The organism is Enteractinococcus fodinae (assembly GCF_031458395.1).
Lineage (GTDB): Bacteria > Actinomycetota > Actinomycetes > Actinomycetales > Micrococcaceae > Yaniella > Yaniella fodinae.
Genome location: NZ_JAVDYJ010000001.1, coordinates 184686 through 211331 on the forward strand (window position 1 = coordinate 184686; position 26646 = coordinate 211331).

General features: G+C 58.1%; 22 protein-coding genes. 12 read left to right on the forward strand and 10 right to left on the reverse strand.

Annotated elements, in window-relative coordinates; all coding sequences use genetic code 11:
• Positions 1-7 precede the first annotated feature (7 nt).
• Together J2S62_RS00850 and J2S62_RS00855 are read left to right on the forward strand one after the other, a co-directional pair.
• Positions 8-487: a PaaI family thioesterase gene (locus J2S62_RS00850; protein ID WP_310170194.1), complete on the forward strand. Its 480-nt coding sequence runs from the start codon at positions 8-10 to the stop codon at positions 485-487.
• Between the two features lie 53 nt (positions 488-540).
• Positions 541-2046, forward strand: a complete 1506-nt coding sequence (locus J2S62_RS00855; protein WP_310170196.1) for an AMP-binding protein — start codon at positions 541-543, stop codon at positions 2044-2046.
• A 62-nt stretch (positions 2047-2108) separates the two neighbouring features.
• Here the strand turns inward: J2S62_RS00855 and paaZ are convergent, their stop codons facing one another.
• From paaZ to J2S62_RS00880, 5 genes are all read right to left on the reverse strand, one after another.
• A complete protein-coding gene (gene paaZ, locus J2S62_RS00860) occupies positions 2109-4214 on the reverse strand; it encodes a phenylacetic acid degradation bifunctional protein PaaZ (RefSeq protein WP_310170199.1) in 2106 nt (701 codons plus the stop codon).
• Positions 4215-4331: 117 nt separating this feature from the next.
• Positions 4332-5150 (reverse strand): enoyl-CoA hydratase/isomerase family protein, encoded by an 819-nt coding sequence (locus J2S62_RS00865; protein ID WP_310170201.1) that lies wholly within the window; start codon positions 5148-5150, stop codon positions 4332-4334.
• Positions 5151-5252: 102 nt separating this feature from the next.
• The gene (locus J2S62_RS00870) at positions 5253-6611 is read right to left on the reverse strand and encodes an MFS transporter (protein ID WP_310170203.1); all 1359 of its coding nucleotides are present in this window, start codon (positions 6609-6611) and stop codon (positions 5253-5255) included.
• A gap of 241 nt (positions 6612-6852) precedes the next feature.
• Entirely contained in the window at positions 6853-7956 is a 1104-nt protein-coding gene (locus J2S62_RS00875; RefSeq protein WP_310170205.1) for a mandelate racemase/muconate lactonizing enzyme family protein, read from the reverse strand.
• Positions 7953-8885: a LysR substrate-binding domain-containing protein gene (locus J2S62_RS00880; RefSeq protein WP_310170207.1), complete on the reverse strand. Its 933-nt coding sequence runs from the start codon at positions 8883-8885 to the stop codon at positions 7953-7955. Before J2S62_RS00880 ends, J2S62_RS00875 begins: the two co-directional genes overlap by 4 nt.
• Before the next feature lie 263 nt (positions 8886-9148).
• Between J2S62_RS00880 and J2S62_RS00885 the strand changes: the two genes are divergently transcribed.
• The gene (locus J2S62_RS00885) at positions 9149-10705 is read left to right on the forward strand and encodes an SLC13 family permease (protein ID WP_310170208.1); all 1557 of its coding nucleotides are present in this window, start codon (positions 9149-9151) and stop codon (positions 10703-10705) included.
• Positions 10706-10748: 43 nt separating this feature from the next.
• Complete coding sequence (catC, locus tag J2S62_RS00890; RefSeq protein WP_310170210.1) at positions 10749-11045, forward strand: muconolactone Delta-isomerase; 297 nt, start codon at positions 10749-10751, stop codon at positions 11043-11045.
• 60 nt (positions 11046-11105) lie between these two features.
• Here catC and J2S62_RS00895 read toward each other — a convergent pair whose 3' ends face one another.
• Together J2S62_RS00895 and J2S62_RS00900 are read right to left on the reverse strand one after the other, a co-directional pair.
• Complete coding sequence (locus J2S62_RS00895) at positions 11106-12449, reverse strand: AMP-binding protein (protein WP_310170211.1); 1344 nt, start codon at positions 12447-12449, stop codon at positions 11106-11108.
• Positions 12450-12464: 15 nt separating this feature from the next.
• A complete protein-coding gene (locus tag J2S62_RS00900) occupies positions 12465-13832 on the reverse strand; it encodes an MFS transporter (protein WP_310170213.1) in 1368 nt (455 codons plus the stop codon).
• Positions 13833-14123: 291 nt separating this feature from the next.
• On the opposite strand from J2S62_RS00900, the gene J2S62_RS00905 reads away from it, so the two are divergent.
• From J2S62_RS00905 to J2S62_RS00930, 6 genes are all read left to right on the forward strand, one after another.
• Positions 14124-14675 carry a GNAT family N-acetyltransferase gene (locus J2S62_RS00905; protein WP_310170215.1) on the forward strand — a complete coding sequence of 184 codons (552 nt, stop codon included), beginning with the start codon at positions 14124-14126 and terminating at the stop codon, positions 14673-14675.
• A gap of 88 nt (positions 14676-14763) precedes the next feature.
• A complete protein-coding gene (locus tag J2S62_RS00910) occupies positions 14764-15666 on the forward strand; it encodes a methylenetetrahydrofolate reductase (protein WP_310170217.1) in 903 nt (300 codons plus the stop codon).
• A gap of 289 nt (positions 15667-15955) precedes the next feature.
• Complete coding sequence (locus J2S62_RS00915; protein WP_310170219.1) at positions 15956-17617, forward strand: serine hydrolase; 1662 nt, start codon at positions 15956-15958, stop codon at positions 17615-17617.
• A gap of 66 nt (positions 17618-17683) precedes the next feature.
• Positions 17684-18688, forward strand: a complete 1005-nt coding sequence (locus tag J2S62_RS00920) for a zinc-dependent alcohol dehydrogenase (protein ID WP_310170221.1) — start codon at positions 17684-17686, stop codon at positions 18686-18688.
• Positions 18681-19064, forward strand: a complete 384-nt coding sequence (locus tag J2S62_RS00925; protein WP_310170222.1) for a 6-pyruvoyl trahydropterin synthase family protein — start codon at positions 18681-18683, stop codon at positions 19062-19064. The genes J2S62_RS00920 and J2S62_RS00925 overlap by 8 nt, the downstream gene beginning before the upstream one ends.
• Positions 19064-20041, forward strand: coding sequence for a glycosyltransferase family 4 protein (locus J2S62_RS00930; RefSeq protein ID WP_310170225.1), 978 nt, complete (start codon positions 19064-19066; stop codon positions 20039-20041). Before J2S62_RS00925 ends, J2S62_RS00930 begins: the two co-directional genes overlap by 1 nt.
• On the opposite strand, the gene ribA is transcribed toward J2S62_RS00930, so the two are convergent.
• Positions 20033-21433 (reverse strand): GTP cyclohydrolase II RibA, encoded by a 1401-nt coding sequence (gene ribA / locus J2S62_RS00935; protein ID WP_310170228.1) that lies wholly within the window; start codon positions 21431-21433, stop codon positions 20033-20035. The genes J2S62_RS00930 and ribA overlap by 9 nt on opposite strands.
• A gap of 289 nt (positions 21434-21722) precedes the next feature.
• Between ribA and J2S62_RS00940 the strand changes: the two genes are divergently transcribed.
• Entirely contained in the window at positions 21723-22559 is an 837-nt protein-coding gene (locus J2S62_RS00940) for an enoyl-CoA hydratase/isomerase family protein (RefSeq protein ID WP_310170230.1), read from the forward strand.
• A gap of 92 nt (positions 22560-22651) precedes the next feature.
• Here the strand turns inward: J2S62_RS00940 and J2S62_RS00945 are convergent, their stop codons facing one another.
• Positions 22652-23323 carry an NAD(P)-dependent oxidoreductase gene (locus J2S62_RS00945; protein WP_310170232.1) on the reverse strand — a complete coding sequence of 224 codons (672 nt, stop codon included), beginning with the start codon at positions 23321-23323 and terminating at the stop codon, positions 22652-22654.
• A 191-nt stretch (positions 23324-23514) separates the two neighbouring features.
• Here J2S62_RS00945 and J2S62_RS00950 point away from each other — a divergent pair, with 191 nt between their 5' ends.
• On the forward strand, positions 23515-25173 hold the full coding sequence (locus tag J2S62_RS00950; protein ID WP_310170234.1) for a thiamine pyrophosphate-dependent enzyme: 1659 nt from the start codon (positions 23515-23517) through the stop codon (positions 25171-25173).
• An 84-nt stretch (positions 25174-25257) separates the two neighbouring features.
• Here the strand turns inward: J2S62_RS00950 and J2S62_RS00955 are convergent, their stop codons facing one another.
• On the reverse strand, positions 25258-26643 hold the full coding sequence (locus J2S62_RS00955) for an NAD-dependent succinate-semialdehyde dehydrogenase (protein WP_310170235.1): 1386 nt from the start codon (positions 26641-26643) through the stop codon (positions 25258-25260).
• Positions 26644-26646: the final 3 nt, after the last annotated feature.

A 26646-nucleotide genomic window follows, 5' to 3' on the forward strand; every position in this document is an offset into this window, starting at 1 on the left:
AACCGTAGTGAGTTGGGAAGACCCGAAACCGGGCCTGGCACAGATGCCCACGATGGCTGGTCTTGACTTCATCAAAAAGATCGCCGCCGGAGAGCTCCCGGGGGCCCCGATGGCCAGTCATCTGAACATGACGATCACCGAGGTCGAACACGGCACGGTCACCTTCCAGGGCACACCAGATGAGTCCCACTACAACCCCATCGGCATGGTGCACGGCGGATACGTGTGTACGCTGCTCGATTCGGCCCTGGGTTGTGCACTCCACACGACCCTGCCGGCAGGTGTCGGTTACACGTCCATTGATATTAACACAAATTTTTTGCGCCCAGTTACGGTTGACAGCGCTCCTCTTAGTTGCACGGGCCGCGTGGTCAAGGCCGGGCGCCGTGTAGGATTTGCTGAAGGGGAAGTCCTCGACGCGGCTGGCAAAGTTGTGGCGACCGCTTCGAGCTCGCTGTTGATTTTCCCGATGGAATCCGCTGGGTGACGTAGCGGCACCACTGTAGAGCAATGGGACGGATAGTCGTGGCGGAACCTTCGATGGATAACATTTATACGGCTTTTGTAGACCGGGTCGAAACCCACCCGAACAAGGCGGCTGTGGAATGCGACGACGGCACCGCGGTCACCTATCGCGACCTGCTCGAAAAATCGCAACGCATCGCTTCGATGCTGGCCACGGCAGGCGTACAGCCCGGTGACCGCGTCGCCTGCCAAGTCCAAAAATCTGTGCGCGCCGTGGCGACCTACCTTGCTGTGCTACAAATCGGTGGCGTGTATTTGCCGCTGAACACCGCCTATACCGGTGCCGAGTTGCAATATTTTCTCGACGACGCTGAACCTGCCGCCGTCGTAGTGGATCCCGCTGCTGCCTCCACGGTGCGCGACATGCGACCCACCGCCGCGCTGTTTACCCTGGATGCGGCGGGAAATGGCACCCTGAGTGCCTCTGACACCAGACTCACGGCCGTGACCCCTGTGGGGCCAGGAGATCCTGCAGCGATCCTCTACACCTCTGGCACGACCGGGAGGTCCAAGGGCGCGGTGCTGACCCACGAGAATCTGGCCAGTAACTGTCGTGCCCTCTTAGAAGCGTGGGAATTCACCGAAACCGACCGGCTCATCCACGCGCTGCCCATCTTTCACATTCACGGGCTCTTCGTCGCGATCAACATGAGTTTGACGTCGGGCGCCACGCTGCTGTGGATGGACAAGTTCGACGTCGATGGGGTGGTGGACCGGTTCACGACGGCGACCGTGTTGATGGGGGTCCCCACCTTCTACACACGGCTGCTAGCCTCTGATCGGCTGACACGCAGCGCCACAGCGAACATGCGCTTATTCGTTTCGGGCTCCGCGCCGCTGCTGAGCGCAGACTTCGACGCGTTTTACGACCGCACAGGTCATCACATCCTGGAGCGCTATGGGATGACCGAGACAGGTATGAATACCACCAACCCGTACCGCGGCCTACGAAAAGCCGGCAGCGTCGGGCAACCGTTGCCCGGGGTGGAAGTACGCGTCGTGGAGCCGCACTCCGGTGAAGCATTGCCCGCCGGGCAGATCGGTTCGATCGAAGTGCGTGGCCCAAACGTCTTTGACCGGTACTGGCGAAATCCCGAGAAAACTCATGAAGAAAAACGCGACACCGGGTTCTTTATCACCGGTGATCAAGGATTTTATGACACCGACGGGTACCTTCATATCTCCGGACGATCGAAAGACATGATCATCTCGGGTGGGTACAACGTGTATCCGAAAGAAATTGAACAACTTCTCGATGAGCATCCCGCAGTGGTGGAGTCTGCCGTTATCGGTGTGCCCCACGCAGACCTGGGTGAAGGAGTGGTGGCCGTGGTGGTGACCACCAACGGGCGGCTGCCAAGTGAAGCGGAACTCAACGACCTGCTGGCAGACCAGCTGGCCCGCTATAAACGTCCTCGCGCGTACCGGAAAGTGGAGCACCTGCCGCGAAACGTCATGGGCAAAGTCCAAAAAGCCCAACTGCGCGAACAGTTCGCCACCGTGTTGACAGAGCGCCCTTAACGGCCTGGGGCCGATACAATTCGCGTGGAATCATACCGGCCCCGGGACGAGCGCTTCGACGCTTACTGCTGTGGGTATTGTTCAGGCCAGGTCTTAGTGACCAGGGTCAGCACGTCGTAGGTTGCCACGATCTCATCGTTCTGGTTGTGCAGCACGGCATCCCAGCGGACCTCACCGTATTCATCGGTGACACGCGGGGTGATCTGCTTGGCGGTCAACGTAACTCGGATCGAGTCATCGTAAGTGACCGGGGTGATGAACGACAGGTTCTCTAAGCCGTAGTTGGCCAGGACGGGACCTGGTGCGGCATCGACGAACAGACCGGCTGCCCAAGAGACCAGCAGGTAACCGTGGGCCACGCGACGCGGGAAGAATGGGTTGGCCATGGCGGCTTCTTCATCGACGTGTGCGTAGAACTTATCACCGGTTTCTTCAGCGAAGTCCAGGATCTCTTGCAGGCTGACGTGGCGCAGTTCAGAAGCGAACTGGTCACCGATCCGCAGGCTATCCAGTGGCTTGCGGAATGGGTGTTCGCCCGTGCCGTTGTCCACTTGTTCACGCGTGACGGTGTTGGCTTTGGCCCCCTGATGCCAGACGCCAGTGATGGCGGTGAGCATATCGGGTGAACCCTGCACAGCGGTGCGCTGCATGTAATGCTTGACCGCGCGCACGCCACCGAGTTCTTCGCCGCCACCTGCACGACCGGGTCCACCGTGGACCAGGTGCGGCAGCGGGGAACCGTGACCGGTTGATGACTTGGCGGTGTCACGGTTCAACACGTGCACACGACCGTGGTGGGCTGAAATGCCCAGCGTCGCGTCGGCGACGAAGGTGTCGTCGTTGGAGGTCACGGTGGCAACCAGCGAGCCGGCGCCACGAGCGGCCAAACGAACCGCTTCGTTGACGTCATCCTGGTAGGTGATCACCGAGGTGACCGGACCGAATGCTTCCACGGTGTGGACCGCGTCGGTGTCGGCGTCGTCGAACTCTAAGATGGTCGGTGGGAAAAACGCACCGGCTTCATCGTACTGAGCGACCTGATCTGGCCCACCAAGACGAACCTTGCCACCAGCATCAATGAGCTGCTGGGTTGCGTCGGCAACATCCTGTTGCTGGTCTTTCGAAGCCAGCGGGCCCATGGTGGTGCCTTCAGCGTTTGCGGCACCTACGGTGACCTTGTCGTTGAGACGATCAGCCAAGGCAGTAATGAAGGGCTCTTTGATCGACTCAGGAACAATGACGCGACGAATCGCGGTACATTTCTGGCCGGCCTTGGCGGTCATTTCCACGAACACGGCCTTGACGAAAGCATCGAATTCTGGGGTGTCTTCTGTGGCATCCGGGCCAAGAATTGCCGCGTTGAGGGAGTCAGCTTCGGCGGTGAACCGTACACCACCGTTGAGCACACTTTCGTGGCTGCGCAGGGTGTTGGCAGTGTTCAACGAACCGGTAAAGGCAACGTGGTCACGGTAGTCCAGGTGATCCAGCAGATCCCGTGCCGAGCCTGAGAGCAGCTGGAGGGAACCTTCCGGCAGGATGCCTGATTCCAACATCATGCGGACTGCAGCTTCGGTGATATACCCGGTGGAGGTTGCAGGCTTGACGATGGTTGGCACACCGGCAATGAAGCTGGGTGCAAATTTCTCCAGCATGCCCCACACGGGGAAGTTGAACGCGTTAATCTGAACGGCTACACCGGGGATGCGGTTATAAATGTGGGTACCCAGGAAGGAGCCATCACGGGAGAGCACTTCGGTCTGGCCATCGATGACCACGTTGCTGTTTGGCATCTCGCGGCGACCCTTCGAAGAGAACACGAAGAGCGTGGAAATGCCGCCGTCAGTATCGATCAAGTGGTCGCGCTGGGTGGCACCGGCGCGAAAAGAGATCTCATAGAGCTCTTCCTTCCGACCGTTCAGGTACTGGGCAAGTTCTTTGAGCTTCAGAGCGCGCTGGTGGATGGTCAGGTCACCTAATGATTTCTGACCAACGGTGCGGGCATAGTCGACCATGCCGGCAATATCGATGTCCTCGGAGGAAACGCCGGTGATGATTTCGCCGGTGTTTGCGTCAAATACTTGCGCAACTTTTTCCGGATTTTCAGGGGCCTGCCACTGTCCCTGAGCAAATGAGGGCAGGATCGTATGTGCTGGTGCATTGATTGTCATGAGGTGAAAAACTCCTTCATTACAGTCTGAACGGTCGTTCAGTAATTGTGGCCAGTATAGCGCAGATTACATTCACCGGCCAGCTCGTTTTGCGACGCGGGTCACGCCCGCTGTCACCTACTTCTTTCGACCATCCAGAAACGCTTGCATCCGATCGAACTTGGCTTCCGACTCGAACAGGATCGCCTGACCAAGATCATCGACCCACGGATGCGCTGCCGGTGGCATCTGAAAGACGCGCTTGGTGACCTGTACTGCCAAGGGATCTTGCTTGGCGATGTTGTCGGCGAGTTCGTGGGCGGCAGCCATGAGGTCTTCGGGTTCGTGGACCGAGTTCACCAGTTTGTGCTCGAGGGCTTCTTCAGCGTTGAGGATACGCCCGGTGAGTAAAAGTTCAAGTGCGATGGGCTCCCCGGCGAGTTCTTTGATGCGCCACATCGCACCGGCCGCCGGCGAAATACCCAACCCCACCTCGGGCTGGCCGACACGAACCTTTGTGGTGGCCACCCGGAAGTCAGCCGCCCAGGCGAGTTCGGCGCCACCACCCAGTGCGAAGCCGTCCACCGCTGCAATGACCGGCATGGGCAGTGCTTTGATGCGAGAAAAGATTTTGGAGTTAACCCCGCGCAAGGCATCGGCTCTGCGTCGTTCGCGCAGCTGCGCAATATCTGCCCCAGAGGCAAAGATGCCGCGTTGACGGGACGAGTCTTTCGGGTGCGGGGTGGTGGTGCCGGTGATGATCAAGATCATCGGATGGTCTTCTAACCACTGGCACAGCGCATGGAATTCCTTGACCATGGTTTCATCGATGGCGTTGAGCACCTTGGGGCGGTTCATGGCGGCGACGATGCGGTCTGGCCTGTCATCGTCCAGGCGCACATCGAGCGCTTCGAATTGTTCGGCAAGTGCCTGCAGCTCGTCCAGAGGAGTGGGCATGATGTCCTTTCGTCAACGGTGGCGACGTGAACATGCGATGGCGCTGGGTGCCACCCTTCGGTGGTGCCCAGCGCCATCATGTACGTCAGTGCGATATGTACTTTAGACCTTAGCCGGTGCAACTTCTCCGGTGGCATTCGGTGTCTCGACGACGTCGGATAGGTCGCGTCCTTCAACGGAGCGCGGGACCATGATGACGGCGATGAGCGAGACCGTTGCCAAGCCAGCGATGTAAACGCCGATCATCCAGGACTGGCCGGTCGCATTGAGGATCAGTTCGGAAATCATCGGGGCAAACGCACCACCAATGATCGAGCCGAATGCGTAGCCGATCGAGACGCCGGAGTAGCGCACCGAGGCCGGGAACATCTCGGCATAGAGCGCAGACTGTGGACCATAGGATGGGCCGAGGCCCACGGTGAGCATAAAGATCGCCAGGGTGAATAGCACCAGCGAAGCGGTGTCAATGAGGAACCACATTGGGATGGCCCAGACAATGATCCAGGCGTACCCGATGATGAACGTCTTGCGCTTGCCGATCTTGTCGCCGATCCAGCCACCGAACATGGTGAACACCAGCCAGCCGACCCCGCCGACAATTGAGGCAACTAGCGTCGCGGAGCGTGGCATGCCCAGCACGTTGGCACCGTAGGAGGCGAAGAAGGCGATGACCAGGTACCCGGCGGCGTTGTTGGCGGCGAAGATCAGGGCGGCCAAGATGACCGGGCGCTTGTGGTTACGCAGCAGTTCGCCCAGTGGGGCAGAAGATTCTTTGCGGCGTTCTTGCATTTCGGTGAAGACCGGTGACTCTGCTACTGCCCGACGGATGAGGTAACCGACCAGGATCAGTACGACTGATGACAAGAACGGGATACGCCAGCCCCAGGCGAGGAACTGTTCTTCGGTGAGGAAGGTGGTCAACGAGAACATAAACAGCGTTGCCAGGATCATGCCCAGTGGAACGCCAATTTGGGGGAACGAGCCGAAGAACGAACGGCGATTTGTCGGAGCGTGTTCAACGGCCATCAGGGCGGCACCGCCCCATTCTCCGCCAGCGGAGAAACCCTGGAGGATACGCATCAGGATCAACAGAATTGGAGCAGCGATACCGATGGACGCATAAGTTGGCAACAGCCCGATTGCTGCGGTCGCAACACCCATCCCCATCAGGGTCAGCACCAGCATGAGTTTTCGGCCGAACTTGTCGCCGAGGTGGCCGGCGACGACGGCACCAAGCGGTCTGAACAGGAATGAAATACCCACAGAGGCCCACGAGATAATCTGCGCGAGGGCGGGACTGTCTTCAGAGAGCGGTTCGAAAAATAGTGGCGCCAGGACGAACGCGGCGGCCTGGGCGTAAATGAAGAAGTCGTACCACTCGATGGTGGTGCCAACGAGAGTTCCAGCGAGGACGCGGCGCTCTTCTGAGCGCGAGCGCGTTGCATGAGCAGAGGTAGTCATAGTCTCCCCAGTGATCTGATGATTGGTGTGGCAGACCTTTCAGTGCTGAGATGTCGGGCTGTGTGTGGCCCGGTGCGCAGATGTGGTTTAACTCACTGAACGATCGGTCTGAAAAGATATTATGGCACACTGTGAGGGTAGTCACAAGTTGGAGACGAAGTTTTTTAGAAGCGGGATGAAATGACAAAACGGCCTGGTCACTCGGAGATCCGAGGAACCAGGCCGTGTGGTGCAGCAAGGTTTACTTGTCTATGCGGTAGTGGTTGAGTTTGTCTTCATCAATTTCAGCCCCGACGCCGGGTAGATCGCGAACCGAGATGCGACCGTTGTGAATCTGGATCGGATCGGCGAGTAGGTCATCAGACATATCGAGGAAGTTCGACAGTTCGCCGGCGCGTGCCGATGAGGCACGGTGAGCAGCCCCAAAGGTCACGGTGGCCATAGAGCCCACTTGAGTGTCGATCTGGTTGCCCATGGTTACGTCAACCCCAAGGCCGGTGCACAGGCCGAGGATTTCTGTGGCTTCGGTAAACCCAGAGCGGGCAGTCTTGATGCAGATGGCGTTAGCGCCGCCGGAGAGGAGCTCGCGTGATGCATCACCTGCGGTCGGTACGGATTCGTCGGCGACGATCGGAATTGGGGAGTGGTCGACCAGACGGCGTCGGCTCATGGCTTCTTTGGCGTCACAGGGTTCTTCGAGCATCGTCAAGCCGAGATCAGCGGTCTGGCGCAGGACTTCCATGGCTTCGTTCGCGCTCCAGCCGCGGTTGGCGTCGAGATAGATCTCCACGTCGTCGCCGAGGCCTTCGCGCAGCACGTGGCACGCTTCGATGTCCAGTGACAGCGGGCGCCGACCGACTTTGAGCTTGAAGGTCGTGATGCCATATTCCTGGCCAAATCGTTGGGCTTCTTCTAGCAATTCTTCGGCGGGTTTGAAGCCGAGCATGTGGCTGACACGCATGGAGTCGGTGTAACCGCCCAGCAGCTTGTGAACCGGGATCTGTAAAGCCTTACCCACCAGGTCCCACAGAGCGATATCGACGGCACCTTTTGCGACCTGGTTATTGATCGTCCGGTCCATCACTTCGTGTACCTTCTCGCGATCGAAGGGATCCAAGCCGATGATCTCTGGCCCGAAGACGTCTTCGACGATCACTTTAATTGAAGTCTGTGTTTCCCCGTAGGTGTATGGGCGCGGCGGGGCATCTGCGGTTCCTGTGATGCCGGCGTCGGTGTGGATCCGCACCAGGATGTGGTCTGCGGTGGTTACCTCGCCGGAGGCGAATTTGAGGGGATGCGTATAGGGAATCGCATAGGGAATCGCTTCAATAGCTGTGATCTTCATGGTCCCTCCAGGACTTCTTCTTGAGATTGTTGATCGAGGTTTTCTAAATTTTCTGCAGATTCGCGAATCAGCTGAATAAACGAGGTCAGCAACGGGCTGTCATTGCCGGACTTCCACGCGGTCGCCAGGCCAAGTGAAACGTCGTCCGCGAGCGGTCGGATGACAATGGAGGCATTCAGTGGCAGCGATTGGGAGCCCGGAAGGAAACTAACGCCCAAACCCGCCCCGACCAAGGCGATGAGGGTTGAGGTTTCGGTCGCTTCTTGCACAATGCGTGGGCGGAAACCTGCCTGACGCGCGAGTTCCGCCACCACAGAGAACACCGAAGAACCTTGGGGATAGCTGACGAGATCTTCCTCGGCGAGCTCTTCGATAGAGATTGGTCCGCTGTCTGCTGCTAGGGGGTGATGGCGGTGTAAGGCCACAACGAGGCGTGAAGCTTGGATCTGGTCGAGTTCAAGCTGCGCTGAGCGGACCGGTGGTCGCAAGACCGCTATATCCAACCGGTTTTCTAGCAGGGCTTCTTCCATGTGCGGAGTGAGCATCTCGCCGGAGATCTGAAGTCGTACCAAAGGTAGGCGCTCGCGAGCGACGCGCACGATTTCTGGCATAAGGCGGTAGGTGGCGGTACCGGAGAATCCGAGCCGCAGCACACCTGCGGCACCCCGGCCCACTTCGGCCACGTCAATCTCTGTTGCCTCGACATCGGCCAGAATCTGTCGCGCGCGTTCCAAAAGCAGCGCCCCTGCTTCGGTGAGGTCAACGCGTCGGGTCGTGCGCTCGAGTAAAACGGTGCCAAGTTCAGCTTCTAGCTGTTTAATCTGGTTCGACAATGGCGGCTGTGCCATATGAAGTCGATCCGCGGCGCGCCCGAAGTGTCGTTCTTCTGCGACGGCAATAAAGTAGCGCAGGTGTCGCAGTTCAACCATGGCTTCTCCTTACTGCTTCGCCGCATACAACGATGCGATCATGGCTGGCGATGTCAATAGCGTAGGGGGACTGGGAGGCACAAGTGAAAGACATTTTGGAGCGATATTCATATGCTCAGGATATCAATACTGCCCATTGGCGTACTTTTACATCTCGATAAGAAGCTTTATAGTGAATCGAGTCATCAGCGACGGTGACCACTGACATGAAAACTTGCTGACTCATCAAAGTCACACTGCACCTACCTAAGTGTGGAGGATCGATGGCTACGGCCCCCGAATCAAAGCTTGCCGCTGGTAATAACGCCAGTACTGAACATGAGGCTTCCCAGGATGCCCTCGACCGCGCGACCAAACGCAACTGGTGGCTCGTCGGGTTAGGCCCGGTTGCTGGGCTCATCCTCGGGCTCATCCTGCCCGATACCTTGTCCTTTGAAGGCCGCGCCGTTGCAGGCATCGCGCTCTGGATGGCCATCTGGTGGATGACCGAAGCGGCACCCATCCCAGTCACCTCGTTGTTACCGCTGGTGCTGTTCCCCTTATTCGGTATCGGGGAGCTCGGCGAAGTTGCGGCACCATACGCTAGCACCGTGATCTTCCTGGTCATGGGCGGGGTCGTCTTGGGTCTGGCGACGGAGAAGTCCAACCTGCATCTGCGTGTGGCTTTGTGGACAATCAAGCTCGTCGGCACCAAGCCATCCCAAATCGTGTTGGGCCTGATGATTGCCTCGGCCTTCATTTCTGCATGGGTGTCCAATACCGCCACCGCTGTGATCATGGTGCCGATTGCCGTGTCTATTTTGAACCTCGTGAGGTCCATCGACCCCGAGGCGGCCGGCAAAAAATTCGCTGCATCACTGCTGTTGGGTGTGGCCTACGGTGTCACCATCGGTTCTACCGCCACCCTCATTGGACAACCTCCGATGGCCCTGATGAAGGGCTATCTGATGGATTCTCACGGCATCGATATGGCATTTGGTACCTGGATGCTCATTGGTGTCCCATGGGCCATCATTATGCTGACCATCGCCTGGGTCGTGTTGACCAAAATCGTGTACCGCCCAGAAATCGACGCCCTGCCGGGCGGTAAAGAACTCATCGACCAAGAGCATGCCAAACTGGGCTCGATGACCACACCGGAACGCCGTGTGGCTTGGATCTTTGCAGCAGCGATCTTCTTCTGGATTGCCGTCCCGCTGTTGTCCCAGATCGGATGGGTCGCAGAAAACCTCGCCTTCTTAGGCACCATCAGCGATGCGCAAGTCGCGATGGCCGCTGCGGTCGCATGCTTTATTGTCCCAGCTGAACGCCGCCGTGATGACGCGACCGGGGCGCCACTGTTGCGCTGGTCGGCATCCAAAGAAATCCCCTGGGGCCTCTTGCTGCTCTTTGGTGGCGGTTTGTCGCTGTCTGCCATGTTCACCCAAACCGGCTTTAGTGCATGGGTCGGAGAACAAGTTTCCGGCATGAGTGCGATGGCCTCCTGGATTATCATCATTGCGGTCATTCTCGTCAGCTTGATCCTGACCGAGCTGACCTCGAATACCGCTACGGCCGCTGCATTCTTCCCGATCTTCGGGGCCGTCGCTCTTGGGGTAGGTATCGATCCACTCTTTATGACCATTGCCGTGACGCTGGCAGTTTGCTCGGCCTACATGCTGCCTGTAGCGACGCCGTCTAATGCGGTTGCATTCGGTTCGGGTGAGATCACGATTAAGCAGATGACGCGCGCTGGCATTTGGCTCAACATCATTTCCATTGGGGTCATCATGTTGATGCTCTACACTCTGGTCCCACTCATCTTTGGCGTGAGCTTATAAACTGCTGACGCTGTGAAACCACCCTACAAATGAAAGGAGAGGCATGCTATTTCTTGCCCGTATGGACGTGACCTTCCCCGAGTCGATGGACGCAGCAACAAAAGCTGATTTCCAGGCACGTGAAAAAGAGTACTCCGGCAACCTGCAGAGCCAAGGTGTCATGAAAGGCATCTGGCGGGTCGTGGGAGAATACGCCAACTACTCGATCTTCGATGTGGACAGCCACGATGAGTTCCACGAGATCTTGTCGGGGTTCCCGATGTTCCCGTACATGAACGTCCACGTCACCCCGCTGGCGAAACACCCTAACGCCACCACGGACGACTTCTTCTCAGCCTAAGTTTCTTAGCCTCGGCTGACCACCTCGTCTCGGCAGGAAAGCCGAGACGAGGTGTCGTCGTTAATGGGCATTACGCAGATCGTAAATTCGCCGGAGCTTCCCTGAGGATCGCGCTAGCGAATGCGGTTCTGCGATTTCAATATTGCACGTACACCCGATCCGGTTCTTAATGCGTGACCGGAGCTCTTGGCCCCCAGCTTCGGCTTCTGCAGCACTCGCAGTTTCCCTCCGCTCAATTTTGATCGTGAGTTCATCGAGCCTCTTGGGCCGGGTAATCTCCAGCAAGAAGTGCGGCGATAGCGTCTCAATTTCGAGCGCAATCTCTTCGATCTGGCTCGGGAACAGATTGACGCCGCGCAAGATAATCATGTCATCTGAGCGCCCGACGATACGATCCATGCGACGGTGACCGGCCCGCGCGGTTCCCGGCCGCAGGGTGGTCAGATCGTGGGTCCGAAACCGAATGATCGGCAGCGCTTCCCGGGTCAGCGCCGAGAACACTAACTCGCCGTGCTCACCATCTTCTAATACCTCGCTGGTGAACGGATCGAGAATCTCAGGATAGAAATGGTCCTCCCAAATATGGCACCCGTCCTGGGTTTCAACTGATTCACTGGCCATCCCGGGACCTAGCAGCTCCGACAGGCCATAAATATCGCAAGCTTTCATATCAAACAGCGATTCGATCTCGACACGCATCCCGTCGGTCCACGGTTCTGCCCCGAGCACTCCCACCTTCAATGAGGTGTCCCGGGGTGGAATACCCGCTTTGGTGAACCCATCGGCCAGGGCTAACAGGTACGTGGGCGTACACAGGATGACATCAGGTTGCAGATCCGTGATCATCTGCACCTGTTTTTCCGTTTGACCGCCAGACATCGGCACGACTGGACAGCCGAGGCGTTCAGCGCCGTAGTGGGCGCCCAGCCCACCGGTGAACAGGCCATAACCATAAGCATTGTGCACAATGTGGCCCGGTCGAACACCGGAATTGCGCAATGACCGGGCCGCCAGGGTGGCCCACATCTGCAGATCGTTTTCGGTATACGCCACCACGGTTGGCTGGCCGGTAGTACCCGAGGAGGCGTGAATGCGACGCACCTTATCCATCGGGACTGCCAGTGCCTTCAGCGGGTACGCCGCGCGGAGGAACTCCTTGTCAATGCAAGGAAAGAGCGTGATGTCCTCCAGCGAGGTGAAATCGCGTGGATGCACGCCGTGCTCATCGTAGAGCTGTTGATATGCCGGGACGTTGTGATAAGCGTGGTGCAGGGTCCAGCGCAGCCGCTCAAATTGTAGCTCCCGGATCTGTTCCTGATGGTAGTGCTCCTCAGGATCTAACTGGCCAGGATCGGTTGGCGGTGCAGACGGGGTCCACGGTTGGGGAACATCGTGACGAGTCATAGTACCTCCTTCGACTCAGCCTGCGGCGAGATCGGGTTTCGCTTGGTCATCGGTGGTGACGTCGCCATGGTCTTCATCGGTGAGGTTGCGCCCCTCGATATCTTTCGAGACCAGCCGGACCGCAATCAGCGAGACCAATGAAATCAGTGCGATATACAGCCCGATCATCCATGACTGTCCGGTCGCGGTCAGGATCATCTCCGAGATCATCGGCGCAAAGGCGCCCCCGATGATGGACCCGAAAGCATAACCAATGGACGCCCCCGAATACCGAACCGATGCTGGGAACATCTCTGCATAGAGCGCCGACTGGGGGCCATATGAAGGTCCAAGCCCAACGGTGAGCAGGACAATCGCAAGGGTGAAGAGGGTAAGCGAAGCAGTGTCGAGCAGGAACCACATCGGAATAGACCAGACGACGATCCAGGCATACCCAATCGTGAAGGTCGTGCGCTTGCCAATTTTATCGCCGAGCCAACCGCCCAACAGGGTGAAGATAAACCAGCCGACGCCGCCAACCAGTGAAGCCACCAATGTCGCTGAGCGCGGCATGCCAAGTACATTTGCTCCGTAGGATGCAAAGAAGGCAATGACCAGGTAGCCGGCTGCGTTGTTTCCAGCGAAGATGAGTGCAGCTAACACGACCGGGCGTTTGTGATTGCGCAGCAGTTGGCGCAGGGGTGCTGAGGATTTCTTCTTCCGTTCTTGCAGTTCAGTAAAGACCGGGGATTCGGCGACTGCTCGCCGGATGAGATGTCCCACGACAATCAAAATGACCGAGGAAAGAAACGGGATGCGCCAGCCCCAGGCCATGAATTGTTCCTCCGTCAGAGCTGAGGTCAGCGCGAACATGAACGACGTAGCCAGCAACATGCCCAGGGGCACGCCTATTTGCGGTGCTGAACCGAAGAGCGATCGACGGTTGCGTGGTGCGTGTTCAACTGCCATCAGTGCAGCACCACCCCATTCACCACCTGCTGAGAAGCCCTGCAGGATGCGCATCAGGATCAACAAGATTGGGGCTGCGACGCCGATTGTGGCGTACGTGGGGAGTAAACCAATGATAGTGGTGGCCACGCCCATGCCCAGCAGCGTCATGACCAGCATGATCTTGCGCCCGTATTTATCGCCAAGATGGCCAATAACGATGGCCCCCAGGGGCCGAAAGAGGAAGGAAACACCAACTGAAGCCCACGCGACGATTTGGGCCAGCGGCGCGTTCTCTTCGGATAGTGGCTCAAAGAATAAGGGCGCCAGGACGAAGGCAGCAGCCTGGGCGTAGATGAAAAAGTCGTACCACTCGATGGTGGTGCCGACCAACGTGCCTGCTAGAACGCGGCGTTCCTCCGAACGTTGCCTAGCATCATAGGTCGATGCGCTCATGGTGATCTCCAAAGGTTATGAGATGAACTGCCGACCGTGCAGCGCCGCTATGAAATCTCGTCTACCCAACTCACCCAATGTATGTACTGACCGGTCGGAATGGCATCACACTCCAATACGTTGTGATGTGGTTCACAATATACGCCACATGTGTCCGCTTGGTCCATCGCGAATCGGGAAGAGTACGGGGTGAAGGCACGCAGGTGCAAGTCTTGGTGTCCTAGGAGCGCAGCATTGAATAGCAGGGTGGGCTCCAATAGAATGCATTCAACTGTCCTAGAAGGAGTTGCAATGCGGCGTACCGGTCATCTATGGCGAACACGCAGTGAGCGAGAAGGTTCGGCTGAAGATCAAGCCTCGATCCGGAGGATCTTGGAAGCTGCTTTCGGAACGGATGCGGAGGCTGATCTCGTCGATGAGCTGCGCGATGAGCAGACGCATTGGATCTCCCGGTATTCAGTGTTGGGTTTCACCGCCGCGATACCTGATTCCGAATTCGAGACAAGTGCCGCCGCGTATGCTTTGCTGCACCGCTGCACGGTGGGTGGCCAGCCCGGCTTGATGCTTGCCCCGACCGGAGTGCTGCCCCAGCATCAAGGTGAGGGTGCTGGCACCGCGGTCATTGAAGCAGTGCTTGAGCTCGCCCGTGAAGACGGCGAACCGTTTGTGCTGGTCTATGGTTACCCGCACTATTACCCACGCTTTGGTTTCCGCCCGGCCTCGAAGCTCGGCATCACCGCGGACTGGGCGGATCAAACAGAAGCGCTGCAGGTTCGTGTGCTCGACGAGGATGCTCTGCTACCTAGTGGCAAGGTGGAATTGCCCGCAGCCTACAAGGTGTAACTGCCCTGCGGCGCCCAGCGCGCCGCAGTAGCGCCTGGCATGCTCTTGCCAACCTGCCCCATCACCTCAGTAGTATGTGAGGTGCGACATGGATCGACCCCGTCGCGATGCAACAGTGAGGGTACGAATGTCTGATTCCGGCCATACCACCCAAGTCCATTCGCTCCTGCAGGACTTTTCTTTAGAGATGACGGGCAAAGATGTCGACGCGCTGCGGGAAGCTGCGCCCGCCATTCCGCAAGGTACGCGCATCAATGTCACGTTTCTCGGCAATGAAGATCTTCAGATGCGAGTCGCCGCAGCCCGGGCCGTCAAAGAACTCGGCTTCACCCCGGTGCCGCACATCTCGGCCCGACGGCTACGCAGCGAAACCGAACTGCTCAGGTTCTTGGAAGAGTTAGCCAGGGTCGATGCAGTGCGGCATCTCTTTGCTGTCGGTGGGGATCCCGCCGAGCCCATGGGGCCCTATAGCTCGGCTCGCGAGATGTTGGCATCGGAGCTCTTTGATGACTACGAGGTGGACGAGATCGCAGTTGCAGGCTACGCCGAAGGACATCCAGAAATCGCCGATGACCTGCTGGCCCGCGAATTGAAAAGCAAACTCGAGCTGTTAGCAGAACGTGAATTTCAGACGGTGATCATCACGCAGTTTGGCTTCGATACGGATCCAATCGCCAGATGGCTCAGTGAGCTAGAGGCCCTGGGGATTTCAGTGCCGGTCCGTATTGGCGTCCCAGGACCGGCCGGCATCAAGCGACTGTTAGGTTATGCCCGCAGATTTGGGGTCGCATCCTCGACGGGCATCGTGAAAAAATACGGATTCTCGTTAGCTAATCTCATGGGGAGCGCCGGCCCAGACAACTTCCTGCACAACCTGGCCGCTGAAACCGCGGCAACACAGTATTCAGGTAACGTCGGCGTCCATTTCTATACCTTTGGCGGTGTGGCGCAAACCGCAGAATGGATCAGAGACTTTCTGCGCCAACTCTAGGCCTCCTGCCTGCCTTTTGATGACCTTTCCTGGTCTCATGAGGGATGATTTCGGCGCTATTGCCGAGACTATGAGGCTGGAATTGAACAACTCGCCACCGCTGCGGACCATCGTTTGGGGTGCCGAAGTTTCCTACGACAGGCTTGTTATTGTGAGGCAAGCCTGCTACTTCAGGTATCGTAGTGGAGTCACGATTCAACTAAAGGACATGTACCGAGCGTGCCGTCCAGGCTAACGTGATGATAGTGATTGGCGAATCAACTCTTCCAAAAAACTAAGTGTGGGGTACATGGCACAGGACCTGAACCAGCTGGCGCAATGCATCGACGGCATTACTCAGCACTACCCTTTCGCGGTGCACTGGGATGTTCGCGAGATCGCCTCGGGGCAGCACATTAGCCAGGGTGGAGAGCAGGTCATCGGTGCCTTTAGCACCAGGAAAGTCAGTGTGCTGCTGGCATGTCTGGCGCTCGTGCATGTGCAGAAACTCTCCCTAGACGACACCTACCCCATTGATGCCTCACTCAAAGACGGGGTGCAAGCCGGGGTGATGCGCAATCTATCGGCCGGTATTGAGCTCAGCCTGCGAGATCATCTGGCGCAAATGATGATCACCTCCGACAACATCTGTACTCAACTCGTGTTCCGTGCCATGGAAGAAGCCACCGGGGATGCGCTGCAATGGGTCAACGACTATTGCGCACAACTGGGCATGTACCACACGCTGCATCGCGAGGTCTTCCCGCGGTCAGCTGAGCTGGCCTGGTCACATCCGATCGATGCTATGACGGTCACCTCGGCCACTGACCAAGCGCTCCTCTTAGAACACCTCGCCCACGGGGCCATGGACGATGAGCACGCTAAGAAACTCCGCCTCACCACCGAACTGTGTCAGCTCGCGCTAGAGCTCATGAGCCATATCTACACCCCGCTATTGGGGGCTTATGTCACCCAGGGCCGATTTGTTGAGAAGAACGGGCGGGGCATTCGTGGGCTCTCCCAGGTCGGGATCTTGCTAGATCACCAGAACCAACCGGTCGCCTCAGTCGCGGTATTTGCCGAATCGGTCCCGGTCGAGCTGTTTGATGGTACGCCAGGGCGGGTTCGGGCCATGGAATGTTTTGCCGCCATCGGTCAGGTCGTCGAACAGACCTTCCTAGACGGCACGCCGGTCCCCATCGTGCACCGGCAAGTCATCGAGTCTGACTTCTGGGAACAAGAACTTGGCGAACTGCTTTTTGCGGTGGAAGGCGGTCGTGCGGTCAATGCCGACGTCGAGTTCACCTTCTCAGGTATCGGCAAGATCTTCTTCGCCCAGGCCGTGGTCGAAGCAGCAGGTACGAATCCTGAGCTCTTACAGCGCGTCATCCCAATCCGTGCACAGCATCGCGAACACGCCGAGACCGGCACACTTCGGCATCTCCCGGGCGAGCTGAAACTCACAGTTGATGACGCGATGCGGCTCGTCACCGGCTCGGGCGATGGAGCAGCAGTCCAAGCCCTCTTCGAGTATTTCGAGGCAGAGGGGATCGACATTCTCGAATGCGGCCGTCAAGCTGTTGCCCATCTCCCAAATACCACCATCACCGGCCTTGAAAAACTCTCCGCTGGTGAGGGATTCCACGGTGTGACGACCGCCAATGATGTTTTGGTGCTGCTACGTCAGATTATCAATGACGATGGGCCCGTGATGGAATGGATGTCCCAGGTCTTCGAGCCAGGTGGTTTGGCCAGCACACTGCCTGGCTATGGACCCCACACCATCCAACACTGGACGGTAGCCGGATGGGAACGCATGTATGGATGCCGGCTCGACGAAGGTCGCAGCTCACTGATGATCCTGAAGTGTCCAAAAGGCTTTACCGGCATGGTTGCCCACGCTCCGATCGGAACTCACGACGTGCCCGCCAAATTCGGCAGCCTCGGATTATCTACCCTGGCCAACACCTAGCCGCAAGCTTCAGCGGCCGTGGAGTCAGTCATAGCCTCTGTTCGCGTGAGCCAGTAGGATGCACTCATGGCCTGGCAATATTGGACGGAATCTCCACGTCAAGGACGATGGCGGCAAGTCGATACTCCAACCATCGACACCCAACATCAGGTGCGAATCCGCACCACAGCATCGGCCATATCCAAAGGCACCGAGACCTTAGTGCACAACGGCCAGGTGCCACCCAACATCGCCGCACTCATGCGAGCCCCGCACCAACTGGGTGATTTTTCCTATCCGGTTTCCTACGGGTATCTGGGCGTGGGCATCGTCGACCAAGGCCCCGACGAGTGGCTCGACAAACGAGTGTTCGGCCTGCTGCCGCACCACAGTCATCACGTGGTGGACCCCTCCGAGCTCCTAGTGATCCCCGATGAGATTTCGGATCACCGGGCACTGCTAACCGGTGCCGCAGAAACAGCCATCAACATCCTGTGGCAACAGCCTCCACGCTATGCGGATCGCATCGCGATTGTAGGGGCCGGCATGATTGGTGCCACCACGGCGCTGCTGGCCTCCAAATTTCCGCTAGAGCGTCTCGAAGTGCTTGAAACCAACCCGGCACGGCGCGAGTTGATCAGCAGCTGGGGCATCACCGCCGTAGCGCCCGAAGAGGCATCAGCCGACTGCGATCTCGCCATTCACGTCTCCGGTCACGAAGCAGGCCTGGCCAGAGCACTTGAGATCACCGGGGATGATGGCACCGTCATCGAAGCGTCTTGGTACGGTGAAAACGCACCCGCCGTCCCACTGGGCGCCGATTTTCACGCCCGTCGGCTCAACATTGTCGCGAGCCAGGTCGGCCAAGTTGCCGTTGGGCATCGGCACCGCCGGACCACGCAACAGCGTCAGCGAGCTGGGCTCGAGTCACTAACCGACCCACGATTTGAGAATCTCATCTCCGGGGTCTCTGCCTGGCACGAACTGCCCGCAGTCATGGACGCCGTGACCCAACCCGGTGAGTTTGCCGCCGCAACCTTATGCCATGTTTTTACCTACCACGACATAGAAAGAGGAATACCGGATGTTTAGTCTGACCGTCAACGACTACGTGATGATTGCTCACAGCCTGCCCAACGAATTCTTCGGCCCGGCCCAACAATTGCACGGCGCCACCCTGACCGTGGAAGCGACCTTCACCCGGCCGCAACTCGATGAGCACTCCGTGGTTCTTGATATCGGACACGCCACCCAACTGCTAGATGATACACTCGAGCCGCTACGCTATGCCGATCTCGACTCGCACCCAGACTTCAAAGGACGGCTATCCACCTCGGAAGTCATCGCCCAGTATGTCGGCGATAAACTAGCTGACAACCTGGCAGATTTGCCCGAAGTCGGAGTATCGGTGACCATCCACGAAAACCCGCGGGCTCGCGTGAGCTACACCGTGCCCGACCGTCAATAATGTTCCATCTGGTCGAACCGCAGCTTGGCAGAATCAGCGGAGGGTTACGCTACAACCACGCCGTGATAGATGCCGCAGCCGGTAAGATTCAGCGTCACGAATTACCCGGCGCCTGGCCCCAGCCGACCCGAGCAGATGTGCAGGCCCTAACCGACCTTCTGCGTCGGCTCGACGGACCCGTGTTGCTCGACGGTTTGATCGGGTGTGCTCTGGACGCACCCGTCTGCGCAGACGTGCCCATAGTTCAACTTGTGCACGCGCTGGCCGAATCCCCAACGGCCACCCGCCGCGAAGGGAACTGTCTGAAGGCAGCTGACGCGGTCGTGGCCACGAGCCACTTCGCAGCTGAGGCACTGCAAGAACGCCACGACATTGACGTGGTGGTGGCTGCCCCGGGAGTCGAACCCCGACCGGTGGCCACCGGCAGCAAGGGCCGCCATTTCATCAGTGTGGGCGGGATCGAACCCAATAAAAACCAGCGTTTCCTGGCACACGTGCTTGGACAACTCGATGCGCTGGGGTTCACCGCCTGGCACTGCACATTTGCCGGGCCAGCCACCGATGCCGCTTATGCCGCTGGCCTGCGCCGCGATCTGGCGCAACTGCCCGGATCGCGGACCACCCTGGCTGGTGAGTTAGATGCGGACGCGCTCGCAGCACTGTACGACACCGCTGACCTGTTGGTGTTCCCGTCGCGGGCTGAAACGTTTGGGCTCGTGGTTCGCGAAGCCACCGCAGCGGGGATCCCGGCTTTCGTTACCGCTGGGACCGGTGCTGAAGAGGCGCTCGGGGGTGGGGCCGCGCTGGCGCTCGAAGAGACCGCGTGGGTCGAAGCGCTACGACGGTGGCTGACCGAGCCCAGCCTGCGCGAAACATTTCAGGCAGACGCGCGAGTGGCCCGCCAGCGCTTATCGTATGGCTGGCAGGCCACTGCAAACACCGTTCTGGACGTGTTGGAGTCCGTGCGCTCAGGCTGAAGGTTGAGCTTCGGCAACCACGTCCGCGTTCTGGACGCCGCGGAGTTGAGCGGGCATTTGCGCGGAGTGTTCCCGGGCTGCGGGGCTGAGCATGTACTCGGTGCAGACATCCTGCCCGAAAATGTAGCGCCGGAACGGGTACCGCAGGGCCTTGCTCATCTGCCCGGAGCCTTCGAACCGGATGCCGGGCACGCCGTCACCGATCAGCACCGGTGCTTTCGTCAGAAACAGGCGGTCTAACGCCTCGGCTGATAAGAACTCGGACACTGTCTGTCCGCCGCCTTCAATCAAGATCGAACCGGACACGTGCTTGCGAATCAGCGCAATCACCGCGTGCGGATCAATCTTGTCAGCAGATGATTGCGGCAGCTGGGCTACGGTGACGTGGTCAGCCAGTTGCTCGTTGATCTGCACATCAGCGCCGACCAACCATAAAGTTGGCGCATCGTCGGACTGCAGCACGGTGGAGTCCCGTGGCACGCGTGCGCGGGGATCAAGAACTACGCGCACTGGGTTCTCACCTTCCACTGCCCGCACCGTCAGCTGCGGATTATCTGCCGCGACGGTGCCGACACCGACCAGGACAGCGCCCACTGCTGCACGCATACAATGCAGGTGACGACGATCGAGCTCACCCGAGACGAACTCGGCATCCCCGGTGCGGGCAGCAATAAAGCCGTCTTCGCTTTGGGCCAGTTGCGCGATGACTTCATCGTGGGTCGCAATGGTCTTGTAGACATCCAGTTCCAGAGAATGATCCAACTCCGGATGCCCGTTGGGCACGTCGTGGTTCATCCGCTGGCGTTTGCTCTGCAAATAGGCGCTGTTTTCGGGCCGATCGGGCAGTTGCAAATTGAGGCGCTGCACGACGGTAATGCCGTGTTCGGTCAGCGCATCTGACTTGGCAGGATTCGAAGATAATAACCGGATACGCTGGGTGCCCAGGTGCCGAAGCATTTCGGCTGCGACTCGATAGTCCCTGGCGTCATCCGGCAGCCCGAGTGCACGATTCGCTTCGACGGTATCCAACCCTTCGGTATCCTGCAGTGCGTAGGCCCGAAGCTTATTATCCAACCCGATGCCCCGGCCCTCTTGGCCACGCAAATACAACAAGATGCCAGCACCCGCCGAAGAAATAGCCTGCAGCGCTGCCTCCAGCTGATCACCGCAGTCGCACCGATGTGAACCCAGCACATCTCCGGTGAGGCATTCGCTGTGCATCCGCACAAGCGGTGCATCAGAGCTAGCAGGATCACCCATCGTCATCGCAACATGAGTGACCCCGTTGAATGTATAGGCACGTAACGTGAAGGTGCCGTGATCGGTTGGAAGTGAACTTGGCGGTCCAACCATCAGTTCCGCGCTCGTGTTATCAGTCTGCTGTAGGTCCATGGGTCAAGTGTAGGAAGTTCATCTGACAATTGGCCATGCTTCGGGGCCTTGTTGGCGCAGGGACGCCGGAGCATAGGGAGCGACACCTTCTGCCGCAAAACGCGCTATGTAATGCTTCGACGGAATGTGCGCTCAATAGGGAAAGCGGCAGTGCAACTTTTGCTCACCTCCGGCTCTTTCAACGCTGGGCCCAGTGAACTATCCCAGAACACATTCGCGATACTGTTCTGTGCAGGGATAACTACAGACACGACAGAAGAATTGATCGATAAGGGAGTCGTCGGAGGCCATGCCAAAGCAGCAGTTTGATCATCAATCAACACAGCAGGAAGTCTCAACCGGAACAATTCTGGTCGAGATTGAAGATCACATCGGACATGTGATCATCAACAACCCGAAACGTAAGAATGCATTCAACCTTCAGATGTGCCGCCAAATGGTTCAAGCGATGTACACGCTCGATAACGACCCCGCTGTGAAGGTTATTTCAATCCGTGGTGCCGAGGGGAATTTCTCGGCGGGTGCAAACCTGAAGGATCTTGATAGCGTGCTGTTCTCCGGAGCTACTGCGCACGATGATGGTGTCGATGAACTGAGCCTGGCGGATCGAGCTATCTCAAGTGTCAGAAAACCAACGTTCGCTTTCGTAGAAGGTATCTGTATGGGCGGTGGCTGGCAAATCGCTGCTGCTGCAGACGTAGTGGTTGCCTCGAGTAACACTCGGATAGCGATCACCCCATCAAAGCTTGGCATTATCTATCCACGCTCCGGTTTGGAACGCCTCAAACGACAGGTAGGAGAAAAGCGGGCAAACTTCCTCCTGATGACAGCCGACGAGGTCACCGTAGAGCAAGCCGAAAACTGGAACCTCGTCTCCACCGCGGTACCCGCAGACGAATTCGAACTAAGACGTGAAGAAATCCTGCAGACTGTCGTGGCGCGTTCTCAATTTTCGACTGTTTCAATGAAACGCTTGATGAAGCAGGAGAACGAACCCGAATACGAGGAGCTATGGTCAGAAATCTGGCATGATTTCAGAGTGGGTGAGGATCTGGCAGCCGGCCGTGCAGCTTTTGCCAAGCGCCAGAGTCCGAGCTTCACATGGACTCTCGAGCAACACCGATAAGACAGGCATGAAGTTATGGGCGGTCACCTCGAAGGGTCGAGACCGCCCATAACTCCTACAGAACGCGCAGCAGATGCACAGGGTGGGAGGGCTTAACCTCCAAAGACCTCTTCGATTCGAGTGTCCCCATCAACGAAATCCACGATGGTGCGGATGCTGGCATCTGCCCCGAGTGCTGCGACGATAGCCTGGGCAACGTTGCCGCGCGAGGTGTCGCGGCTTTCATCTTCGCCGAGCTCTTCATCGGTTTGACGCCCCAGGCGACGGATCATGCCGAAGGGTTCGTCATCGGTCAGCGCGCCAGGGCCCAGAATCGTCCAGTCCAAATCGGAATCCATCAGATGCTCATCAGCAAGCGCCTTGGACTGGGCGTAAGGATAAAACGCGTGATCTTCGGGCACCCCGTGATCTAGCGAAGAACCCAGGTAGGAGATCATGATGTAGCGCATCGCTCCTGCCCCTTGGGCTGCGTCGATGGAGGCGATGGCTGCATCACGGTCCACGGCATAGGTGCGGTCTGGGTTGCCACCACCGGCCCCGGCTGCCCATACCACTGCATCGTGGTCGGCGAGTACGCCAGCAAAGTCATCCTGGGTAGCGGTTTCGACGTCAAACACCTGGGGCGTGGCGCCTAATTCTTTAATTCGGTCTTCTTGCTCGGGTTTCCGAATGATCGAGGTGACCGTGTGGCCCGCCTCGATCAATAGTGGGGTTGCCAGCTGAGCGATTTTTCCGTGGCCACCTATGATGATCACTTTTGCCATGGTGTACTTCCTCCAAGTGCGGCACTCTGGGTGCTGCGAATAGAGCGGGTAATGGGTCTCTTCTGATGCAACGTGGGGTTACAGTTCACGTATTCCGGAGTGGAATTGGTACCTTATACTGGTTAGTGCTGCCCACAGGTCAATGGCGACTGGGCTGAACCTACATTTTTTCAGTCAAGGAGCTTTCCTGTATGAACTACCCCCATAATAGTAACGGCCAGCGGAAATCTGCAGGTCACGTCATCGTCGATACGCTGGTTGCCCACGGCGTCGAGCGCGTCTATAGCGTGCCTGGTGAATCATTCTTAGATGTTCTCGACGGACTCGCCGATTCCCCAATCCAAAACATTGTGTGCCGTCACGAGGGTGGCGCCACTTACATGGCCGAGGCCGAGGGGAAGCTTCACCAAACACCCGGTGTGGCCATGGTAACCCGTGGCCCCGGTGCTGCCAATGCTCACGTTGCGCTGCACACCGCTTGGCAGGACTCAACGGCCATGGTGCTGTTTGTGGGGTTGATTCCTTTCGAACACCGCGAAAAAGAAGCCTTCCAAGAATTCGACCCACACGCCTGGTTCGGCACTGGAACCAAACGCGTCATGGTGCTCGACCACGCCGATCGAGCTTCGGAAATCGTGGCAGAGGCGATGTTTGCCGCGGCTTCGGGACGTCCCGGCCCGGTAGTTGTCGGTCTGCCCGAAGACATCATTCAGCAAGAAATTGATGCCCGGTTGCACCCGAAGATTCCGGTCGCCGGGGGCGGTATGACCGTCGACGATTGGAAACAGCTGCGCGAGGCGCTGCTTGAATCTGAGAAACCACTGTTCATTACCGGTGGTAACGACTGGACGCATGAAGCCTCCACACAGCTAAGCGAATGGTTGGAAGAGCACAAGATCGCCGGCGCGGTTGAGTGGCGTACCCAGGGAACCATCCCGTTCGATTCGCCCTCCTATGTTGGGCCCATGGGGTATGGCCGTCCGAAACCAACCTATGACCTCTTAGAAGAAACCGACCTAATTGTGTTCGTCGGGACGGTTCCCGGCGATACGGTCACCGACGGGTTCACGATCCGACAGAACTGGGATAAGAAAAACTTCCTGGTCACCATCGACCCGGCCCTACGCGGGCGCTCGGGTCCGGTCTCCCACCAGATCGTGGCCAAACCGGCCGACTTCGTGCGCGACCTGGTCCGCATGGAGCTGCCGAATAAACCAGAGTGGCAAGCTTGGACCGCCAAGATGCGGTGCCAGCAAGAAGAATTCGCGGCACTCCCAACAGAAAATATCGACGAAGGGCCAGCATCCATGGATGCGATGATGGCCAAGCTCGTCCCAACCTTGCCGTATGACGCGATGGTCACCTTCGGCGCCGGCGAGCACACCAACTGGGTGCACCGGTACTTCCCAACCCACCACTACGCGTCGTTGATTTCCGCGCGCAACGGCTCCATGGGGTACTCGATCCCCTCTGCGGTGACTGTCTCGCTCGACAACCCGGGCAAACGCGTCGTGACCGTTGCCGGGGACGGCGAATTCTTGATGAACGGTCAAGAACTTGCCACCGCGGCACAATACGGTGCCACCCCGCTCGTCATCGTGATGGATAACCAAGAGTACGGCACGATCCGTACCCACCAGGAGCGCGACTACCCGGGCCGGGTGTCCGGCACACAGTTGAAGAACCCTGATTTCGCGGCCATGGCCGATGCGTTTGGCGGGTACGGTGTCCGAGTCACCGATAACTCCCAGATCTCGGATGCGCTTGAGGCGTGCTACAACGCGATCGATAACGAGGGCAAGTTCGCGCTGATCCACCTGATCGTGGAGCAGCGCAAACAGGCGTACTAGACGACGCGAACGTGAAACGTCACGTCTGATGAGAATGCGGGAGTCAGCATGTGCTGGCTCCCGCATTTGTTCTTGCTCAAGAAATTATTTCTTGACGGTGAGTAGTCGCTTATTGACGAATTCGTCCATGCCCACCGGACCGAGTTCGCGCCCGTAACCGGAGCGTTTCACCCCACCGAAGGGTACTTCGGCGGATTCTTCGGGAGAGGTGTTGGAGCCAACCATCCCGGCTTCCAACTGCTCTGCGAATTGTCGTGCTCTTTCGTCATCCGTGGCAAATACTGCAGACCCGAGCCCGTACTGGGTATCATTGGCCAACCGCAACGCTTCCTCGTCAGAATCCACCCGAAAAATGTTAATGACCGGGCCAAAGAACTCCTCGTAATAGATCTCTGAACCCTGCGGGACATCCGTCAGCACTGTCGGCTGCACGTAGAAGCCCGGCAGGTCGGCTCGATCCCCGCCGACATGAATTGTCGCGCCGGCGTCTTTGGCTCGACGAATTTGGTCTACCAATTGTTCCGCCGCTTTTTCGGATGACAATGGTGCATAGCTGTCGTCCGAAAGCTGACTTGGGTCGCCGGGCTTGAGATCGGAAGCAAGCTTGACCATTTCGGCCAAGAAATCGTCATAAATATCCGACATGACGATAATGCGTTTATTTGAATTACAGGCCTGCCCCGTATTTTCCATCCGCACCGCAAAAGCCTGTTGGGCTGCGGCCTTCACATCGTCGGTACTCAAAATCACGTACGGATCTGAACCGCCCAGCTCTAAAACAGCCTTTTTCAAGTGCTTGCCAGCCTGTTCTGCAATAGCTGCCCCGGCGCGCTCAGAACCGGTGAGTGATATCCCTTGGATGTGCGGATGTGCAATGAACTGGGAAATTTGGTCGTGGGTTGCAAAGACGTTCTGATAGACGCCCTCGGGGATACCGGCCTCATCCATCATCCGCTGCATCGCCAGCGCCGACTCAGGACACGACTCGGCATGTTTTAAGATGATGGTGTTGCCTAACACCAAGTTGGGTGCCGCGAAGCGAGCGATCTGATAGTACGGAAAATTCCACGGCATAATGCCCAGCAACGGCCCGATGGGGCGACGCTGAATATAGGATACGGTCTCGTCATCCTCACTGACTTTCTGGTCGGCTGCCAAACGGGGGCCGTTGGTTGCGTAGTAACGGAAGATCTCGGCGCTGAACTCCGTCTCGTCTTTCGCCTCGGTCAGCGGTTTGCCCATATCCTTGGTCATTATCGCCGCAAGCTCGTCGGCATGCTCTTCCAGCAGGTCAGCAAGCCGGGCGACTTTGGCGGCACGCTCGTCGATGCTGAGAGCGCGCCAGGACGAAAAAGCGTCTCGAGACTTCTGGACGAGACGGTCAACGTCGGCATCGGTGATGGTTGGATGCTCTGCTACCACTTCTCCAGTGGCCGGGTTGATCGTTTGAAATACGTTCGAGGTAACCAATGG